The organism is Pseudomonas sp. MWU16-30322 (genome assembly GCF_020515535.1).
Classification (GTDB): domain Bacteria; phylum Pseudomonadota; class Gammaproteobacteria; order Pseudomonadales; family Pseudomonadaceae; genus Aquipseudomonas; species Aquipseudomonas fluorescens_H.
On record NZ_JAIWYL010000009.1, the window covers coordinates 221,984 to 240,992 of the forward strand.

The 19,009-nt window shown below is 60.6% G+C and carries 18 protein-coding genes; 9 read left to right on the forward strand and 9 right to left on the reverse strand.

Translation table 11 applies throughout. From position 1 onward, the window contains the following. The first annotated feature begins 52 nt into the window (after nucleotides 1–52). The gene (locus LCH64_RS20125; protein WP_003228449.1) at nucleotides 53–931 is read left to right on the forward strand and encodes a DMT family transporter; all 879 of its coding nucleotides are present in this window, start codon (nucleotides 53–55) and stop codon (nucleotides 929–931) included. Between the two features lie 131 nt (nucleotides 932–1,062). On the opposite strand, the gene LCH64_RS20130 is transcribed toward LCH64_RS20125, so the two are convergent. Further along, nucleotides 1,063–2,400 carry an MFS transporter gene (locus LCH64_RS20130; RefSeq protein WP_027612856.1) on the reverse strand — a complete coding sequence of 446 codons (1,338 nt, stop codon included), beginning with the start codon at nucleotides 2,398–2,400 and terminating at the stop codon, nucleotides 1,063–1,065. A gap of 267 nt (nucleotides 2,401–2,667) precedes the next feature. On the opposite strand from LCH64_RS20130, the gene quiC reads away from it, so the two are divergent. Together quiC and LCH64_RS20140 are read left to right on the forward strand one after the other, a co-directional pair. After that, nucleotides 2,668–4,569, forward strand: coding sequence for a 3-dehydroshikimate dehydratase QuiC (gene quiC / locus LCH64_RS20135; RefSeq protein WP_003228443.1), 1,902 nt, complete (start codon nucleotides 2,668–2,670; stop codon nucleotides 4,567–4,569). Between the two features lie 102 nt (nucleotides 4,570–4,671). Continuing rightward, nucleotides 4,672–5,349: a TetR family transcriptional regulator gene (locus tag LCH64_RS20140; RefSeq protein WP_045122645.1), complete on the forward strand. Its 678-nt coding sequence runs from the start codon at nucleotides 4,672–4,674 to the stop codon at nucleotides 5,347–5,349. 116 nt (nucleotides 5,350–5,465) lie between these two features. Here LCH64_RS20140 and LCH64_RS20145 read toward each other — a convergent pair whose 3' ends face one another. The 4 genes from LCH64_RS20145 to LCH64_RS20160 form a co-directional block, all read right to left on the reverse strand. After that, nucleotides 5,466–6,320, reverse strand: a complete 855-nt coding sequence (locus LCH64_RS20145; protein WP_226501083.1) for a shikimate dehydrogenase — start codon at nucleotides 6,318–6,320, stop codon at nucleotides 5,466–5,468. Then, nucleotides 6,317–6,766, reverse strand: a complete 450-nt coding sequence (aroQ, locus tag LCH64_RS20150) for a type II 3-dehydroquinate dehydratase (RefSeq protein ID WP_003228440.1) — start codon at nucleotides 6,764–6,766, stop codon at nucleotides 6,317–6,319. Before aroQ ends, LCH64_RS20145 begins: the two co-directional genes overlap by 4 nt. 196 nt (nucleotides 6,767–6,962) lie before the next feature. Continuing rightward, on the reverse strand, nucleotides 6,963–8,042 hold the full coding sequence (gene trmA / locus LCH64_RS20155; protein ID WP_226501084.1) for a tRNA (uridine(54)-C5)-methyltransferase TrmA: 1,080 nt from the start codon (nucleotides 8,040–8,042) through the stop codon (nucleotides 6,963–6,965). Further along, nucleotides 8,039–9,334, reverse strand: coding sequence for an NCS2 family permease (locus tag LCH64_RS20160; RefSeq protein ID WP_003228434.1), 1,296 nt, complete (start codon nucleotides 9,332–9,334; stop codon nucleotides 8,039–8,041). Before LCH64_RS20160 ends, trmA begins: the two co-directional genes overlap by 4 nt. A gap of 223 nt (nucleotides 9,335–9,557) precedes the next feature. On the opposite strand from LCH64_RS20160, the gene LCH64_RS20165 reads away from it, so the two are divergent. After that, the gene (locus LCH64_RS20165; RefSeq protein WP_226501085.1) at nucleotides 9,558–10,007 is read left to right on the forward strand and encodes a DUF4879 domain-containing protein; all 450 of its coding nucleotides are present in this window, start codon (nucleotides 9,558–9,560) and stop codon (nucleotides 10,005–10,007) included. A 67-nt stretch (nucleotides 10,008–10,074) separates the two neighbouring features. Further along, the gene (locus tag LCH64_RS20170) at nucleotides 10,075–10,626 is read left to right on the forward strand and encodes a DJ-1 family glyoxalase III (RefSeq protein ID WP_226501086.1); all 552 of its coding nucleotides are present in this window, start codon (nucleotides 10,075–10,077) and stop codon (nucleotides 10,624–10,626) included. A gap of 6 nt (nucleotides 10,627–10,632) precedes the next feature. Here the strand turns inward: LCH64_RS20170 and LCH64_RS20175 are convergent, their stop codons facing one another. Then, a complete protein-coding gene (locus LCH64_RS20175) occupies nucleotides 10,633–11,871 on the reverse strand; it encodes an MFS transporter (protein WP_103521680.1) in 1,239 nt (412 codons plus the stop codon). 538 nt (nucleotides 11,872–12,409) lie between these two features. Here LCH64_RS20175 and LCH64_RS20180 point away from each other — a divergent pair. From LCH64_RS20180 to LCH64_RS20190, 3 genes are all read left to right on the forward strand, one after another. Next, nucleotides 12,410–13,852: a cytochrome ubiquinol oxidase subunit I gene (locus LCH64_RS20180; RefSeq protein WP_003228422.1), complete on the forward strand. Its 1,443-nt coding sequence runs from the start codon at nucleotides 12,410–12,412 to the stop codon at nucleotides 13,850–13,852. Nucleotides 13,853–13,855: 3 nt separating this feature from the next. After that, nucleotides 13,856–14,863: a cytochrome d ubiquinol oxidase subunit II gene (cydB, locus tag LCH64_RS20185; RefSeq protein WP_007963753.1), complete on the forward strand. Its 1,008-nt coding sequence runs from the start codon at nucleotides 13,856–13,858 to the stop codon at nucleotides 14,861–14,863. An 84-nt stretch (nucleotides 14,864–14,947) separates the two neighbouring features. Then, nucleotides 14,948–15,115, forward strand: a complete 168-nt coding sequence (locus LCH64_RS20190; RefSeq protein WP_080963309.1) for a DUF2474 domain-containing protein — start codon at nucleotides 14,948–14,950, stop codon at nucleotides 15,113–15,115. 73 nt (nucleotides 15,116–15,188) lie between these two features. Here LCH64_RS20190 and LCH64_RS20195 read toward each other — a convergent pair whose 3' ends face one another. Further along, nucleotides 15,189–16,313, reverse strand: coding sequence for a class I SAM-dependent methyltransferase (locus tag LCH64_RS20195; protein WP_226501087.1), 1,125 nt, complete (start codon nucleotides 16,311–16,313; stop codon nucleotides 15,189–15,191). A gap of 157 nt (nucleotides 16,314–16,470) precedes the next feature. Next, nucleotides 16,471–17,193: an autoinducer binding domain-containing protein gene (locus tag LCH64_RS20200; RefSeq protein ID WP_226501088.1), complete on the reverse strand. Its 723-nt coding sequence runs from the start codon at nucleotides 17,191–17,193 to the stop codon at nucleotides 16,471–16,473. Between the two features lie 320 nt (nucleotides 17,194–17,513). On the opposite strand from LCH64_RS20200, the gene LCH64_RS20205 reads away from it, so the two are divergent. Continuing rightward, the gene (locus LCH64_RS20205; protein WP_226501089.1) at nucleotides 17,514–18,290 is read left to right on the forward strand and encodes a ferredoxin--NADP reductase; all 777 of its coding nucleotides are present in this window, start codon (nucleotides 17,514–17,516) and stop codon (nucleotides 18,288–18,290) included. A gap of 41 nt (nucleotides 18,291–18,331) precedes the next feature. Here the strand turns inward: LCH64_RS20205 and mscL are convergent, their stop codons facing one another. Beyond that, nucleotides 18,332–18,745 (reverse strand): large-conductance mechanosensitive channel protein MscL, encoded by a 414-nt coding sequence (gene mscL, locus LCH64_RS20210; RefSeq protein WP_003228412.1) that lies wholly within the window; start codon nucleotides 18,743–18,745, stop codon nucleotides 18,332–18,334. Nucleotides 18,746–19,009: the final 264 nt, after the last annotated feature.

Sequence of the window (19,009 nt, forward strand, 5' to 3'; positions counted from 1 at the left end):
GAGACTTGCCTGCGAAGATTTTTGATCTTTTTTTGCAACACAAGGAAATCCGATGACCGTCAGCACCCCGCTCTCTGGTGTCAACCAACCCTTCAAGGGGATCTTGCTGATTGTCGTGGCGACCTTCCTGTTCTCCAGCCACGACGCCCTGTCGAAATACCTCTCGGGTTTCTACCCGATCATCATGGTGGTGTGGGCGCGGTATCTGGTGCACACCTTGCTGATGGCGGGGATTTTCCTGCCGCAGTCGGGGTTGCGCGTGCTGCGCACCAAACGGCCGTTATGGCAGTTGGCGCGGGCGTTGTGCCTGCTCGGCACCAGTCTGTTTTTCACCACTGCGCTGCTGTACATCCCGCTGGCCGAGGCCACGGCGGTCAACTTTCTTGCGCCGGTGCTGGTGACGGCCCTGTCGGTGCCGCTGCTCAAGGAACGGGTGACGCGCGGGCAGTGGATCGCGGTGATCTGCGGTTTTATCGGGGTGCTGATCATCGTCCATCCGGGCGGCGAATTGTTCACCCCGGCGGTGTTGCTGCCATTCTGCTCGGCGCTGTTTTTCTGCTTCTATCAACTGCTGACGCGCAAGCTCGCAGAAGTCGACAGCCCCACCACCAGCAACTTCTTCGCCGGCTTGTGCAACACCTTGGTGATGAGTGCGCTGGTGCCGTTCTTCTGGCAAGTGCCAACGTTGTCTCACGCCGTGTTGATGCTGGCGCTGGGCAGCTGCGGGATGACCGCGCACCTGTTTCTGACCCAGGCGTTCCGCCATGCCGCGCCGGCATTGCTGGCGCCGTTCGGTTATTGCCAGATCGTGTTTGCCGGGTTGTTGGGGTGGGTGGTGTTCAATCACACGCCGAGTCTGTTGACGGTGATCGGGATCGCGGTGATCTGCTGCAGCGGCCTGGCGGCGGCGTGGCAGCAGAGCCGTAAGTGAGATAAAGACACAACCCTGTGGGAGCGGGCTTGCTCGCGATGGCTTTGGGGCTGTCAACATCTTCATCGACTGACACACCGTCATCGCGAGCAGGCTCACTCCTACAGGGGGGAGGGTGGTGCAGGCCGGGGTTACTCGGTAACGTCTGGAATCTTGCGCGGCGCCATGAAGTACATCCAGGTCAGTGCAATGAAGTACATCGCCGGAATCAGCGTGAACAGCACGGTGTAGTTGTTATGGGTGACGGTCAGGATGTGGCCGACGATCTGGGTCATGAACATCCCGCCGATCGCGGCGCACATGCCGCCGAAACCGAACACCGTGCTCATCATGTGCTTGGGTGTGTAGTCCATCACCAGGCTCCAGATGTTCGCAGTCCAGGCCTGATGCGCGCCGATCGCCAGGGAGATTGCCGCGACGGCGACCCACAGATTGCTCGAACCGGCGGCCATGATCACGCCGATGATGCAGCAGGCGAACAGGAACATCGACAGCAGCCGCGCCTTGATCGAGTTCATCCCGCGACCGATCAGGAACGACGACAGAATGCCGCCGCCGACGCTGCCGAAGTCGGCCGTCACGTAGATGATGATCAGCGGAATCCCCATCTGGGTGACGTTGATGCCCAGGTTGTATTGCTGATTGAGAAACGGCGGCAGCCAATACAGGTAGAACCAGAACACCGGCGCGGTCAGCGAATAGGCGAGGGCGAACGCCCAGGTGCCACGCATGCGCAGGATGCGTGAAAACGGTACGCGGGCCTGTTCCGGTTCGACTTCCTGCTGGATGTAGTCGAGTTCGGATTTCTTCACCCGGGGATGGTCTTCCGGGTTGAAGTATTTCAAGCCCCAGAACAGCAGCCAGATCCCGCCGAGTGCCGACATGCACAGGAACGCTGCCTGCCAGCCCCATACGTGGAGAATCAGTGGCAGCAGCATCGGCGTGAACATGGCGCCGACGTTGGTCCCGGCGTTGAAGATGCCGGTGGCCACGGCGCGTTCACCGGCCGGGAACCACAGGCGCGTGGTTTTCACGCAGGCCGGGTAGTTGGCCGCTTCGGTCAGGCCGAGGATGAACCGGCAGACCATGAAGCCGACGGCCGACGTCGCCAGACCGTGCGCGCCGGTGGCCAGGCTCCAGAGCAGCACTGCGCAGAAGAACACGCGTTTCACGCCGACCCGGTCGATCAGGCGTCCCTGCAGGACGAAACCAATCGCGTAGCCGACCTGAAACCAGAAGTTGATGTTGGCGTAATCCATCGCCGTCCAGCTCATTTCCTTGGCGAGGATGGGCTGCATGACGCCGAGTGCGGCGCGGTCGATGTAGTTCAGGGTCGTGGCGAAAAACACCAGCGCCAGCATGCCCCAACGGGTCTTGCCGACAGCCATGGCGCCGCGGATCTTGTCGCCGATGCCACCCGTGGCAGTGCTCATGGCCGGGGCCATGCGGGAAGTCTGTGAAGGAATCATTGTTCCACCCGTTTTTGAATTTGTTATGTGGTGTTGTTTGCACGCACTGCGACCGAAGGTTCATTTCCGGACTCAATGTGAAGTCGATGGTGGGCAGTGGACGAAAAATCGTCAATTCGTCGAAACGCCATAGTGTTCGATAATCGCACGCAAAACTAACCGGCTGGTACACTTTAAATTGCTGCTGAAGACGATGCAGCCAATAATTTCCTCACGATAAAAAACGATCCCCTGTAAAAAACTGCAGCGCAGTCCGGGAGTAGAAACATGCAGCGTTCCATTGCCACCGTTTCCCTGAGCGGCACCCTGCCGGAAAAGCTCGAAGCCATTGCCGCTGCCGGGTTCGACGGCGTCGAAATCTTCGAAAACGATCTGCTGTATTACGACGGCAGCCCGCGGGAAATCAGGCAGATGTGCGCTGACCTGGGGATCGCCATCACGCTGTTCCAGCCGTTCCGCGATTTTGAAGGCTGCCGCCGTGATCGGCTGGCGCGCAATCTGGAGCGGGCCGAGCGCAAATTCGACCTGATGCAGGAACTGGGCACCGATCTGGTGTTGGTCTGCAGCAACGCCTCGGCGGACAGCATCGGCGACCAACAGATTCTCGTCGATGACCTGCGCCTGCTGGCCGAACGGGCCGGCGCTCGCGGCTTGCGCATCGGCTATGAAGCGCTGGCCTGGGGCCGGCACGTCAATACTTATCAACAGGTCTGGGACATCGTCCGCCAGGCCGATCACCCGGCCCTCGGCGTGCTGCTCGACAGCTTTCACACCTTGTCGCTGAAAGGTGATCCAAGCGCGATTGCCGACATTCCCGGCGACAAGATCTTCTTTGTGCAAATGGCCGACGCGCCGATCCTCGCCATGGATGTTCTGGAATGGAGCCGGCATTTCCGTTGCTTCCCGGGGCAGGGCGAGTTCGATCTGCCGGGGTTCCTCGCGCCGATCATCCAGAGCGGCTACACCGGGCCGTTGTCGCTGGAGATCTTCAACGATGGTTTCCGCGCCGCGCCGCCACGGGCGAATGCCGCCGATGGTCTGCGTTCGCTGCTGTATCTGGAAGAGAAGACCCGTCAGCGCCTGGAACAGCAAGCAACGCCGGTGGCCAACCGCGAAATCCTCTTCGAAACGCCGCCGGCCAGCGAATACAACGGCATCGAGTTTCTTGAGTTCGCCGTCGACGAAAGCCTCGGCGCCAAACTGAGCAACTGGCTGGAGCGGCTGGGCTTCGTCAAGGCCGGGCAGCACCGCTCCAAGAGCGTGAGCCTGCTGCGTCAGGGCGATATCAATCTGATCCTCAACGCCGAACCGTATTCGTTTGGCCACAGTTTTTTCGAAGCCCACGGCCCGTCGCTGTGCGCCACCGCCGTGCGGGTCAAGGACAGTGCCAGCGCTTTGGCCCGCGCCGTCGCCTACAAGGGCCAGCCCTATCGCGGACTGGTCGGCCCCAACGAGCTGGAACTGGCCGCGGTGCGTGCGCCGGACGGCAGCCTGATTTATCTGGTGGATGAAGCGGCGGATGTCTATGGCACCGACTTCAATCTGCTGCCGAACGCTCAGGCCCGTGGCGGCCTCAAGCGCATCGATCACATGGCCATGGCGTTGCCGGCCGACAGCCTCGACAGTTGGGTGCTTTTCTACAAGAGCCTGCTGGATTTCGAGGCTGACGATGAAGTGGTGCTGCCCGATCCGTACGGGCTGGTGAAGAGCCGGGCGTTGAGAAGCCGCGACAGTTCGATCCGCCTGCCGCTGAACATCTCGGAGAACCGTAACACCGCGATCTCCCACGCGCTGTCGAGTTATCGCGGCTCCGGTGTGCATCATATCGCCTTCGATTGTGATGACATCTTCGCCGAAGTCAGCCGCGCCAAAGAAGCCGGTGTGCCGTTGCTGGATATCCCGCTCAACTATTACGACGACCTCGCCGCGCGCTTCGATTTTGACGACGAATTCCTCAGTGAGTTGGCGTATTACAACGTGCTCTACGACCGTGACGCGCAGGGTGGCGAGTTGTTTCACGTGTACACCGAGCCGTTCGAGGGGCGCTTCTTTTTCGAGATCATCCAGCGTAAAAACGGTTATGCCGGTTATGGTGCGGCGAACGTCGCGGTGCGTCTGGCGGCGATGGCCAAATCACGCAGCGGCGCGGTGCGCCAGGCGAAGTTGTAGGAAATTCGTAAACGCGGGATTAAACACGGGCCGCGCAGCTTCCTTAGCGCAGTTGTGCGGCCCATAATCGCCAGCCTGTGCAGTGATGGCCGTGAGCCCGCAATGACAATGACTTCAGAACTCCCCGCAGCCCCCGTCGTATCTGGCATCGAGCCGCGCAAGAGTCGCAAGAACAACCCGGAAAAGACCCGCGAGAACATCTTGCAGGAGGCGATCGTCGAGTTCGTCCAGCAGGGGTTGTCCGGCGCCCGCGTCGACGCGATCGCCGAGCGTATCCACACCTCCAAACGCATGATCTATTACTACTTCGGCAGTAAGGAGCAGTTGTACGTCGAGGTGCTGGAAAAACTTTACGGCGACATCCGCAGCACCGAAAACCGCCTGCACCTGGCCGAGCTGCCGCCGGTGGTGGCGATCCGCCGACTGGTGGAGTTCACCTTCGATCACCACGACCGCAATGTCGATTTCGTGCGCATCGTCTGTATCGAAAATATCCATAACGCCGAGTTCGTGAAGCGTTCGGACACGATCAAGGCGATGAACAATACGATCCTCGATTCACTGGGCGAGATTTTGCGTCGCGGTGCCGAGGAGGGTGTGTTCCGCACCGGGCTGGACGCGCTGGATGTGCACTTGCTGATCAGCTCGTTCTGCTTCTACCGCGTCTCGAACCGTCACACGTTCGGTGAGATTTTTCAGATCGACCTGCCGGACGAAAGCATCAAGCAGCGTCATCGCGAGATGATCTGCGAGTCGGTGTTGCGCTACTTGCAAGCCTGACACCCTCCAATGTGGGAGCGGGCTTGCTCGCGAAGGCGATGTGTCAGCCTATACATCTGGCGCCTGACACACAGCTTTCGCGAGCAAGCCCGCTCCCACAGGATTGATGTTGATCTTCAGCTATTCATGCTTTGGAAATGCGCAAGCATTCGCTGCGCATCCGGCACCACGCCGCTGAACAGTTCAAACGCCTTCACCGCTTGAAACACCGCCATGTTGCCGCCGTCCAGCGTGCGGCAACCCAAGGCGCGGGCGTTGCGCAGCAGTTCGGTTTCCAGCGGGAAGTAAACGATCTCCGCGACCCACAACTCCTTCCGCAGCAACTCCACCGGCAACGGCATGCCCGGCAGTTTGGCCATGCCCATCGGCGTGGTATTCACCAGACCATCGGCCTGATTCAGCGTGCCCGGCAGATCTCGCCCGGCCACCGCGCGGCCTGAGCCGAAATGCTGGTTGAGGTTGTTCGCCAGACTCTCGGCACGCTCGCGGTCGACGTCGAAAATGCTCAGTTGCTGTACGCCTTCGCTCAGCAGCGCGTGGGCCACCGCCGCCCCGGCACCACCGGCGCCCATCTGGACCACACGCTCACGCGCAGCATCTTTCAGGCCCCGACGAAAACCTTCGGCAAAACCCAGGCAATCGGTGTTGTGGCCGATGCGCTTGCCATCCTTGAGCACCACCGTGTTGACCGCGCCGATGCCCCGGGCTTCCGGCGACAGTTCATCGAGCAACGGGATGATCGCCTGCTTGCACGGAAAGGTGATGTTCAGGCCGGTGTAGTGCATGCGCTCGGCGGCCAGCAGCAGGTCGGGCAGCGCGTTGCTGTCGAGTTGCAACTGATCGAGGTCGATCAGTCGATACAGGTAGCGCAGGCCTTGGGCATCGCCCTCGTGTTCATGCAGTGCTGGCGTGCGCGAGGCCTGAATGCCCGCGCCAATCAGCCCGGCGAGTATTACGTTCTTGCGGATCATGCTGCGCGTCCTTTCAGCCGTTGACTGAAATGCTCCAGGGCCAGGCGATAGCCATGGCTGCCGAAGCCGCACATCACCGCCGTGGCGATGGCCGAGACGAACGAGTGGTGGCGGAACGGCTCACGCGCATGCACGTTGGACAGGTGCACTTCGATCACCGGCAACTCACTGGCCACCAGCGCGTCGCGGATCGCCACCGAAGTGTGCGTCCAGGCCGCCGGGTTGATCACGATCCCGGCGCAACGCCCGCGTGCCGCGTGAATCCAGTCGAGCAATTCGCCTTCGTGATTGGTCTGGCGAAACTCCACGGTCAGGCCGAACTCTTCAGCGGCGCGCCCGCACAGTGCAGAAATATCGGCCAGGGTTTCGTGGCCGTAGGTCGCCGGTTCACGGGTGCCGAGCAGGTTCAGGTTCGGGCCGTTGAGCACCAGAACGATAGGGGGCATGGGGGCAAACTCCACTTATTGTTTTTGGCTTGGGCCGAGGGTCTCAGCCTGTGGAGGTAAAATGTACCAGATGGTTACCATGGTCAATTGAGCAACGTTGCGCTTGGCGCTTAGTGTTCGTTAATCGCACAAAACAAAACATCACCCACAAAAAAGCCGTCAATCACGACGGCTTTCTCGTATCTGGCATTCGCTATCAACGCCGGGTCAGCAGCACCCCGGACTCCATGTGGTGCGTCCACGGGAACTGGTCGAACATCGCGCAGCGGGTGATGCGGTGCGTGTCGTGCAGTTGGGCGATGTTGGCCGCCAGGGTTTCCGGGTTGCAGGAGATGTACAGGATGTTGTCGAAGCGCCGGGTCAGCTCGCAGGTGTCCGGGTCCATGCCGGCGCGCGGCGGGTCGACGAACACGCTGCCGAACTCGTAGCTTTTCAGGTCGATGCCTTGCAGGCGACGGAACGGACGCACTTCGTTCAGCGCTTCGGTCAGCTCTTCGGCGGACAGACGCACCAGCGTGACGTTATCCACAGCGTTTTCGCTGAGGTTGCTCAGTGCGGCGTTGACCGAGGTCTTGCTGATCTCGGTGGCCAGCACGTTGCGCACGCGGGTGGCGAGCGGCAGGGTGAAGTTGCCGTTGCCGCAGTACAGCTCCAGCAGATCGTCGGGACGATCGCCCAATGCTTCGTACGCCCAGTTGAGCATCTTCTGGTTCACCGTGCCGTTGGGCTGGGTGAATGCGCCTTCCGGCTGACGGTAACTGAAGGTGCGACCGCCGACTTCCAGCTTCTCGACCACGTAATCGTGGCCGATCACTTCGCGCTTGCCCTTGGAGCGGCCGATGACGCTGACGTTGAGATCAGCCGCCAACTTCGACGCGGCCGCATGCCAGTGCTCGTCCAGCGGACGGTGATAACACAGGGTGATCATCGCATCGCCGGCCAACGTGGTCAGGAACTCCACCTGGAACAGCTTGTGGCTCAGCGCCGAGCTGGCCTGCCACGCCGCCTTGAGCTGCGGCATCAACTGGTTGATGCGCAGGCTGGCAATCGGGAATTCTTCGATCAGGATCGGCGTGCGTTTGTCGTCCTGGGAGAACATCGCGTAGTGCCGCTCACCGCCCTCGCGCCACAGGCGAAATTCCGCGCGCAGGCGGAAGTTCTGCAGCGGCGAGTCGAACACGGTCGGCTCTGGCGCATCGAACGGGGCCAGCAGGTCACGCAAACGCGTGACCTTTTCTTCGAGCTGAGTGGCGTAGGCCTGGGAATCGAAAGTCATGCGTTGAACCAACCCAACTTGATCACGAACAGAATCGACAGGATCACCAGCGCCGGGTTCAGCTCACGGGCGCGGCCCGACAGCAACTTGATCACGGTCCAGGAGATGAAGCCGAAGGCGATGCCGTTGGCGATCGAGTAAGTGAATGGCATCGCCAGCGCGGTAACCACCACCGGTGCGGCCACGGTGATGTCTTCCCAGTCTATTTCCGCCAGGCCCGACGTCATCAGCACGGCGACGAACAGCAGCGCCGGTGCGGTGGCGAAGGCTGGAACGCTGGCCGCCAGTGGCGAGAAGAACAGCGCCAGCAGGAACAGGATCGCCACGACGACCGCCGTCAGGCCGGTACGCCCGCCAGCGCTTACGCCGGCAGCGGATTCGATGTAGCTGGTGGTGGTCGAAGTCCCCAGCAGCGAGCCGGCCATCGCCGCGGTGCTGTCGGCGATCAGTGCACGACCCATTTTCGGCATGTGGCCGTCCTTGCCCATCAGGCCGGCGCGCTTGGCGACGCCGATCAGGGTGCCGGAGTTGTCGAACAGGTCGACGAACAGGAAGGCGAAAATCACGCTGACCAGACCGATGTCCAAGGCGCCCTTGATGTCCAGTTGCATGAAGGTCGGGGCCAGCGAAGGTGGCATCGAGGTCACGCCGCCAAACGGAGTGAAGCCCATGGCGATGGAAATGATGGTCACCGCCAGAATGCCGATCAGTACTGCGCCGCGCACTTTCAGCGCTTCGAGGGCGACGATCAGCGCGAAGCCGAGGGTGGCGAGGATCGGCGCCGGGGCTTTCAGGTCACCGAGGCCGACCATGGTCGCCGGGTTGCTGACTACGATGCCGGCGTTATGCAGGGCAATCAGCGCCAGGAACAGGCCGATACCGGCGGCAATCGCCGAGCGCAGGGGCAGCGGGATGCTGTTGATGATCCATTCGCGGATGCGGAAGATCGACAGCAGGAAGAAGCACACTGCCGAGATGAACACCGCGCCCAGCGCCACTTGCCAGGTGTGGCCCATGTGCAGGACCACGGTGTAAGTGAAGAAGGCGTTCAGGCCCATGCCAGGCGCGAGGGCGATCGGGTAGTTGGCGATCAGGCCCATGATGGTCGAGCCGATGGCGGCTGCCAGACAGGTGGCGACGAACACCGCGCCCTTGTCCATGCCGGTCTCGCCGAGGATGCTCGGGTTGACGAACAGAATGTAGGCCATGGCCAGGAAGGTCGTGACGCCCGCCAGAATCTCGGTACGCACGTTGGTGTTGTGTGCCTTGAGTTGAAACAGCCTTTCCAGCATGTCTGCTCCCCGTGGCGCGCGCGGCGCCGTGAATGTATCGACCTCAACAGCAAAGCACAGACCGTCGCAAGCGCCTGGGAATTTGTGGTGGGCCGGAAAAAGCCGCGCATCATACCAGCAGCGTGAGGAATATGGCGGTTGTTGGTGCCGAACGTCGTCGAAGTTTTGCCGGAGGGTTATCTGCGCCATACTGCGCGCTGAATTTTTGGGGAAATACGATCACATGGGCAAGCGCTGGATAAAGGCTTTGGGGGTAATGGCCGGGTTGATGGTCGGGTCGACGGCGGCGCTGGCAGCCTCGGCGCCACCGTTGACTGAAGTGAAGGTGATCAAGGTTCAGTCGCCGGCTTGCGGCCTCGAAGACATCGGCGATAACCAGCCGCAAACCCAGTGCAATCACAGCGGCCCGAGCATCAAGGTGTATGTGCTGGAAGTCGGCTATGGCCAGAACCAGCCGCGCGCCACGCTGGACGGTTTTGAAGTCAACGGCACCCGGGCTCCAGTGTGCGCTTTTGATAACGGTAATCTGACCGAGTGCACCCCTGGCAGCAAAACTGTCGGCTCGCTGTATACCTTCGATCTGGCGGGCAAGCAGGAAGGCACCTTCAGCTTCAGCAACACCTCGCTCAACGCGCCGCGCAACACCCTGTCGACCCAGCTTTACATCAAGTAACGGCTATCACCGGACGGGGCAGGACAAAGCTGACTACGCTTGGAAGATCACCCAGCGGATGGCGCCCATGACCTTTAGAGCCCTGATTACCCTCGCCGAGGGCATCGATGATCTGCAAAGCGTGACCCTGATCGACGTGCTGCGCCGCGCCGGTATCGAAGTGGTAGCGGCCAGCATCGAAGGCCGGCGCATGCTGACCTGCGCGCGCGGTACGCGCCTGACGGCGGATGGCATGCTGGTCGATGTGCTGGCGCAGACCTTCGACCTGATCGTCCTGCCCGGCGGGGTGGTCGGTTCACAACATCTGGCAGCACATCAACCGCTGCAGCAATTGCTCAAGGATCAGGCCAGCGCCGGACGCCTGTTCGCCGCCATAGGCGAAGCCCCGGCCATCGCCCTGCAAGCCTTCGGCGTCCTGCGTCAGCGCCGCATGACCTGCCTGCCGGCTACCAGCCATCAACTGTCAGGCTGTACGTTTGTTGATCAACCGGTGGTGATCGACGGCAATTGCATCACCGCCCAAGGCTCTGGTGGCGCACTGGCGTTTGCCCTGACGCTTGTCGAGCAGCTTGGCGGCAAGGCGTTGCGGGCGAAAGTGGCGGGGGAGATGTTGGTTTGACGAGAGTCAGACCTTCGCCTCTTCCACCGGCACATGCATCCGGTCGCGTCTGGCCAGGGTCGGGAACAGTTTGATCCAGGTCCCGGTCACCACCAGCGTGCCAATCCCGCCCATCACCACGGCCGGTACGGTGCCGAACCAGTGCGCGGTGAGGCCGGATTCGAATTCGCCCAACTGGTTCGAGGCGCCGATGAACAGGCCGTTCACCGCGCTGACTCGGCCGCGCATTTCGTCCGGGGTTTCCAGTTGCACGAAGGAGGCGCGGATCACCATGCTGATCATGTCCGCCGCGCCGAGCACCACCAGCACCGCCAGCGAGAACCAGAATGAGGTCGACAGACCGAAGGCGATGGTTGCCACGCCGAACACGCCGACCGCGGTGAACATCACCCGGCCAACGTTGCGTTCGACGGAAAACCGGGCGAGGAACAGCGACATCCCCAGCGCGCCAACCGCCGGCGCCGAACGCAGCAGGCCCAGGCCCCATGGGCCGGTGAGCAGGATGTCTTTGGCGAACACCGGCAGCAACGCGGTGGCGCCACCGAGCAGCACGGCGAACAGATCCAGCGAGATCGCCCCGAGAATGTCCGGGCGGCTGCGGATGAAGCGAATCCCGGCCAGCAGCGAGTCCAGCGTGGCTTTGCCTTTGTTCAGCGGCGTCTGCCGCGCGGGCAGATTGAGCATCAAGGTGCAGGCGATAACGTAGAGCAACACCGTCGGGCCGTAGACCCAGACACTGCCAAACGCGTAGAGCAGGCCACCCATCGCCGGGGCGACGATGGTGGCCGACTGCTGTGCCGACTGCGCTGCGGCGACCGCCCGTGGAAACAGGGCGCTGGGCACGATGCTCGGCAGCAGTGCCTGGGTGGTCGGCAGCTCGAAGGAGCGTGCGCCGCCGAGCAGGAAGGCGAGGATGAAGATCATTTCCCGGGTGATGTGATCGGTGGCGCTGCCGATGGCCAGTGCCAGGGCGATCATCGCCTGCAACGACTGACAGATCGCCGCGACCCGGCGTCGGTCATAGCGGTCGGCGACGTGACCGGTGTGCAGCATGAACAACACCCGTGGCGCGAACTCGACCAGCCCGACCAGACCCAGGTCGAGCACGTTGCCGGTCAGTTGATACAGATTCCAGCCGATCGCCACCGTGAGCATCTGAAAACCGCTGGCGGTGAAGATCCGGGCGAACCAGAACGCGAGAAATGGACGATGGTGACGTAACAGCAGGGGCTCTTGGCTGGGCATCTGAAGGCAGGTCTGGCTCGGGGGGGAACCGCGAGGTTATCACCAGTCTGTAACAGGAAGTTGCTATGACAAAAAATTTAGTTAGCCAGACATCTATCGTCCAAAACTCTCAGTTCTTTGTGGCGAGGGAGCTTGCTCCCGCTGGAGGGCGAAGCACTCCCGAGCATTTGTCTGGATAGGTCAAGGTGGCAGGTTTTACGACTGCTGCGCAGCCGAGCGGGAGCAAGCTCCCTCGCCACAAGGGATTTCGCCGCTCCGGGAATGTCTTTCAGAACGTTGCTCAGGCAATGAGGCAACTTGTCACGCGGCAAACGACCACGCCGTTCTTCGTCGGAAATGGGACTACTCTTTCAACATTGCTTGATCCAGATCAAGACCCTCCCGGGCCATGGTCTGGTGGCCCGATGGCCAGACTCCCTGCGTTGCGATGGTTATTAAAAAAGAACGAATCAGAATTCGCCGCACTCGATATTCGTGGGGGCAGTAGGTGCAGGGGCCGCAAGCCCAATCGCCGGTATTACCTGACAGAGGAAGACGTATGTTCGGTTTAGAGGCGCTCGATCTCGCCCGAATTCAGTTCGCATTCACCATCTCGTTCCACATCCTGTTCCCGGCCATCACCATTGGTCTGGCGAGCTACCTGGCGGTGCTCGAAGGCTTGTGGTTGAAAACCCATAACGACACCTACCGTGACCTCTACCACTTCTGGTCGAAAATCTTTGCCGTCAACTTCGGCATGGGTGTGGTCTCCGGTCTGGTCATGGCCTACCAGTTCGGCACCAACTGGAGCCGTTTCTCGGACTTCGCCGGTTCCGTCACCGGACCGTTGCTGACCTACGAGGTGCTCACGGCATTCTTCCTCGAGGCCGGTTTCCTCGGGGTGATGCTGTTCGGCTGGAACAAGGTCGGGCGAAAACTGCACTTCTTCGCCACGGTGATGGTGGCCATCGGTACGCTGATCTCGACGTTCTGGATCCTCGCTTCCAACAGCTGGATGCAGACGCCGCAAGGCTTCGAGATCGTCAACGGTCAGGTGATCCCGACCGACTGGCTGGCGATCATCTTCAATCCGTCGTTCCCGTATCGCCTGATGCACATGGCGACCGCTGCGTTCGTGGCCACGGCGTTCTTCGTCGGCTCGTCGGCGGCCTGGCACCTGCTGCGCGGCAAGGACAACCCGGCGATCCGCACCATGCTGTCGATGGCGATGTGGATGGCGCTGATTGTCGCGCCGATCCAGGCGGTCATCGGTGACTTCCACGGCCTCAACACCCTTGAGCATCAGCCGGCAAAAATCGCCGCGATCGAAGGCCACTGGGAAAACAAAGGCAACGAAGCGACGCCGTTGATCCTGTTCGGCTGGCCGGACATGAAGGAAGAGAAAACCAAATTCGCCGTGGAGATTCCGTATCTCGGCAGCCTGATCCTGACCCACTCGCTGGACAAGCAAGTACCGGCGCTCAAGGAGTTCCCGCCTGAAGACCGGCCGAACTCGACCATCGTGTTCTGGTCGTTCCGGGTCATGGTCGGTCTCGGCTTCCTGATGATCTTCACTGGTCTGTGGAGCCTGTGGCTGCGCAAGCGCGACACCCTCTACACCTCGCGCCCGTTCCTGTATCTGGCGTTGTGGATGGGACCGTCCGGCCTGATCGCGATCCTTGCCGGCTGGTTCACCACCGAGATCGGGCGTCAGCCGTGGGTGGTCTACGGGCTGATGCGCACGGCGGATGCGTCTTCCAACCACAGCTTCATGCAGATGAGCATCACCCTGATCATGTTCGTCGTGGTGTATTTCGCGCTGTTCGGTGCCGGGCTCGGCTACATGATGCGTCTGGTGCGCAAAGGGCCGAAAACCGATGAGGGCAAGGAAACCAACGACGGTGGTCCTGGCCAGAAACGCACACCGGCGCGGCCGTTGTCCGCCGCCGATGACGAAGGCACCGACGCTGACTCGCAGCGCAGCCTGGAAAAGGAGATTTGACTCATGGGTATTGATCTTCCGCTGATCTGGGCCGTGATCATCATCTTCGGCATCATGATGTACGTGGTCATGGACGGTTTCGACCTGGGGATCGGGATTCTCTTCCCGTTCATCCCGGGCAAGACCGACCGTGACGTGATGATGAACACCGTGGCCCCGGTGTGGGACGGCAACGAAACCTGGCTGGTACTGGGCGGCGCGGCGTTGTTTGGCGCGTTCCCGCTGGCCTATTCGGTGGTGCTGTCGGCGCTGTACCTGCCGCTGATCTTCATGCTGATCGGCCTGATTTTTCGCGGTGTGGCGTTCGAGTTCCGCTTCAAGGCCAAGGACGACAAGCGCCACCTGTGGGACAAGGCGTTCATCGGCGGTTCGGTGGCGGCGACGTTCTTTCAGGGCGTGGCACTCGGGGCATTCATCGACGGCTTGCCAGTGGTCAATCGGCAATACGCCGGCGGTTCACTGGACTGGCTGACGCCATTCACCCTGTTCTGCGGCGCTGCGCTGGTGGTGGCCTATGCCTTGCTCGGTTGCACCTGGCTGATCATGAAGACCGAAGGCAAGTTGCAGGAACAGATGCACAACCTCGCGCGGCCGCTGGCGTTCGTGCTGCTGGCGGTGATCGGCATCGTCAGTCTGTGGACGCCGCTGGCTCACCCGGAAATCGCGACACGCTGGTTCAGCATGCCGAACCTGTTCTGGTTCATGCCGGTGCCGATTCTGGTGCTGGTGACGCTGTACGGCTTGATCCGCGCGGTGGCGCGCAACGCCAACTACATGCCGTTCCTGCTGACCCTGGTGCTGATTTTTCTCGGCTACAGCGGTCTGGGCATCAGCCTGTGGCCGAATATCGTGCCGCCGTCGATCTCGATCTGGGACGCCGCTGCACCGCCGCAAAGCCAGGGCTTCATGCTGGTCGGTACGCTATTCATCATCCCGTTCATCCTGGGTTACACCTTCTGGAGCTACTACGTGTTCCGCGGCAAGGTCACCCATGAAGACGGTTACCACTAGCCTGCGCTCCGCTCACCCAGTGGGAGCGAGCCTGCTCGCGATGGTGTCGTCAGTGACGCCATCGCCTGACGGAGGAACGATGCAATGAACGGCAAACATTCCCTGCACGAGATTGAAGAGGCCGAAAAAAAGCCGCTGTGGCAGCGGCTCGGCTGGTTGGCCCTGATCTGGATCGGTAGCGTCGGCGCGCTGTTCATTGCGGCCAGCCTGATGCGCCTGTTCATGAGCGCGGCGGGCCTGACCACTCACTGAACATCCCGTTCCGTTGCCTCTGGGCACGGTTTACCACCCTCCGTACCACGGAGGGTTTTTTTTGCCTGAGGTTTTACTTGCGGGCTTTGAGAATCACGAATTTCGGTGTGGCCGCTACTTGCTCGACGCCACGGAACAGCCGCGCCAGTTTGCTGTGATAACCCAGATGACGGTTGCCGACAATGTATAACGCACCGCCGACCACCAGCGCCTCGCGGGCCTGCTGGAACATGCGCCAGGCGAGGAAGTCGCCGACCACTTGCTGTTGATGGAACGGCGGATTGCACAGCACCACGTCCAGAGATTGCGGCGCTTGTCCGGCCAGACCATCGCCGGCCCGCACGATCACTTCTCGTTCGCCCAGTGCCGCCCGCCAGTTCTCGCCGGCCGATTGCACCGCCATGAACGATTCGTCGACCAGCGTGTAATGCGCGTCAGGGTTGTGCAGGGCGCTGGCGATCGCCAATACGCCGTTGCCGCAGCCCAGGTCGGCGACCCGGGCCGAACCAAGGTTTTTCGGCAAGTGCGGGAGGAACGCGCGGGTGCCGATGTCCAGCCCTTCGCGGCAGAACACGTTGGCGTGGTTGAGCAACTCGATGGCCGGATCGTCGAGCAGGTAACGTGTCGGGTAGGGCGAGACCGTCGGGGCTTTCGCTTCGGGCGTGGCGATCAGCAAGCGCGCCTTCTTCACCGCCAGCGACGCCTGTACCGGACCGATGTAGCGCTCCAGCAGGTCGCCAGCCGCCCGCGGCAAATGCTTGACCATCGCCGCAGCCACCACTTGCGCGCCCGGAGCCAGTTGACCTTGCAGGCGAATCAATTGCTCTTCAAGCAACGCCAGGGTTTTCGGCACACGGATCAGCACCCGGTCGTAGGGGCCGATCAACGGCTCGCTGGCCGGTGTGCCGCGCACGGCATCAAAGGCCAGGCCATTGCGCACCAGGTTCTTCTCAAGGCCCTGAAAAGCCAGGAACGAGTCACCACTGCTGCTGACCTGAACCTTGCCCGCCAGGCTGGCCGCGAGGGCGCCGAAGCTGTCGTTGAGCACCAGTACCCGGGTATTCGCTGCCGGTTGCTCGGCGGCCAGATGATTGAGCAGGTATTCGTCGGCCGCATCGAAGGCTTGCAGCGGTTCATTCTGCTGTTCAGGCTGGCGGATCAGATCGAGTTGGGCGAAGGGCGTATCGAGCAAGGGCATGGGACGGGGACTCTGGGTAATCAACGGGTGGCCCGCGGCCCGGTGAGCGTGCTGCGGAACCGTCCGAGTGGACCACGACGCCAAAGTTGCCGTCATCACTCAGGAAGGTCGCAAATGGTACTTTTTTTTGCGCTCGAATACTCGCAGGTTTTAGCGCTTACGGCGTATCCAGCAGGCCGATGCGCGTGGCAGCAATGACTGCGGAAATCTTGTTGCACACATTCAACTTCGAAATCACGTTCTGCACGTGATAGTTCACGGTCCGTTCGCTGAGGCAAAGGATCCGCGAAATTTCATAAGCGGTCTTGCCGACGGCCGAAAGCTTCAGCACTTCCAGTTCCCGGGGTGAAAGCTTCGGTCGGGTGACAGGGTCGCTGTGCCTGGGCAAGGTTCTGGCGAACAACTCGCTCAGATGGCTGGTTACGTAGAACATGTAACCGAAATGCTCGTACAGCTCGAGCGGGCTCAAAGGACCCTTTTTTCTGGCGAGACTCAGCGTGGTGCAGAGCCCGGATGCTTCATGATGGAACGACTGTGACCAGCCGTGGCGCAAGCCATGTTCTTGCAAGGCCTGCCAGAGTTCTGGCGTTTGCGAGTACAGGTTTTCGCTCCACATCACCGGCAACATACAGCGATTGCAGTGTGCTATTACCGGATCAATCTTGCCGTAGCGTTCAAGTTCATACAGTTCGTTCCACTCTTGAGGGTAATTGTTGATTTGCAAGGGATTTAAGTTGTCGTTCCGATTATTCGAAGTCAGCGAGATCGCGCAGAAATTAAAACCGATGTTCTCAGCGAATCTCAGCAGGATCGGATAGGCAGTCTCTATCTCCTTTGCGAAAGTCAGTTGCTTCAGTTGCGACTCCTTCCACATTTCCATTACAAACTCCGTGAGGCTTTTCCTGGGAGTGCGGTTTGGATCCAAAAGATCCGGCACGAATCCGAGTGTAGGATGTTTCTTACGTTGTGTTCTGATCTTTTCGCTCTTGGCTGCTTTGAAAATTAAATAAAGGGTTATTAGTGGGGTTATTTATAAAATGTCATTCTTAATTCAAAAGCTGAGCTGTTCCAGTTAGTTAACATTCACAATGTGAAAATAAATTCAATTCTGAAATGCCGAGCGTACAACAGCACAAACTGTCGGTGTTTAAGTTGTTGATTTTGCGCGACACTGGGGGCATTCGTTGAATGGAGTGCCCCATGACCGCCAGCGCAGATAAGTTCACGGCCCAGACGTTGCTCGACGTGCAGCGCTTGACCCCCAGCCTGTTCACCCTGCGTACCACACGCGACGCCGGGTTTCGATTCCGCGCCGGACAATTCGCCCGTCTCGGCGTGACCAAGGCCGACGGCAGTACCGTGTGGCGCGCCTACTCGATGGTCTCGTCGCCATTCGACGAGTTTCTCGAGTTCTTTTCCATCGTGGTGCCGGGGGGCGAGTTCACCAGCGAGCTGAGCCGCTTGCAGGTGGGGGATACCTTGCTGGTGGAGCGCCAGGCCTTTGGCTACCTGACACTGGACCGGTTTGTCGATGGTCGGGATCTGTGGCTGTTATCCACAGGCACCGGGGTCGCGCCGTTTCTGTCGATCCTGCAGGACTTCGAGGTCTGGGAGCGATTCGAGCGGATCATCCTGGTGTACAGCGTGCGTGAGGCACGGGAGCTGGCCTATCAGCCTTTGATTGTGGGGTTGGCCGAGCGTGATTACCTGGCAGAACATGCCCATAAACTGCGATTCATTCCCACGGTTACCCGCGAACAAGTGCCTGGCGCCTTGCACGGTCGCATTACCAGCCTGATTGAAAACGGCGAGCTGGAACGGGCAGCCGGTGTTGAACTGACCCCTGAGCACTCGCGCGTCATGCTCTGCGGCAATCCACAGATGATCGATGACACCCGGGCATTGCTGAAAAAACGCCACATGAGCCTGAGCCTGTCGCGGCGGCCGGGGCAGGTGGCGGTGGAAAACTACTGGTAGAAAAACGGCGCCATCAGGCGCCGTTTTCATTCATGAAGCGGTCAAGGCCGGTTGTTCTGGGCCTTGAGCAGATCGCGAATCTCGCCGAGCAACTCTTCTTCCTTGGTCGGAACCGGAGGCAGGGAAGGGGCCACGGCTTCTTCGCGTTTCAGGCGGTTGATGGCTTTGACGCCCATGAAAATCGCGAAGGCGACGATCACGAAGTCCAGAATGCTCTGGATGAATTTACCGTAGGCCAATACCACGGCCGGGGCGCTGCCCTCGGCGGCTTTTAGCGTAACGGCCAGATCACTGAAGTCCACCCCACCGATCAGCAGGCCGATTGGCGGCATGATCACGTCGCCGACAAACGACGAAACGATTTTGCCGAAGGCGGCACCGATGATGATACCGACGGCCATGTCGACCACATTGCCTTTGACCGCGAAGGCCTTGAACTCACTTAGCACGCCCATAGGTTATTTCCTTGTTACAGATGAGGTTGGTGTACGCAGTGTAAATCAGCAAAACGCGTCCTGCGCGAAACACCTTCTTACAATGCCCGTTTTTATCGACACATGAATCCACGATTAGTTTGCAAAGTGCCACTAATCACGCGCGAAATACGCCGTAAACCGCTGATCAGGAAGCCATTTTTTTCAATCGTCGAGTTGCGAACTTTCTATTTATGTTCACCGGCATAGCCCTCTAGCCTCTGGTTGGCGCACCTGGATGCGCCC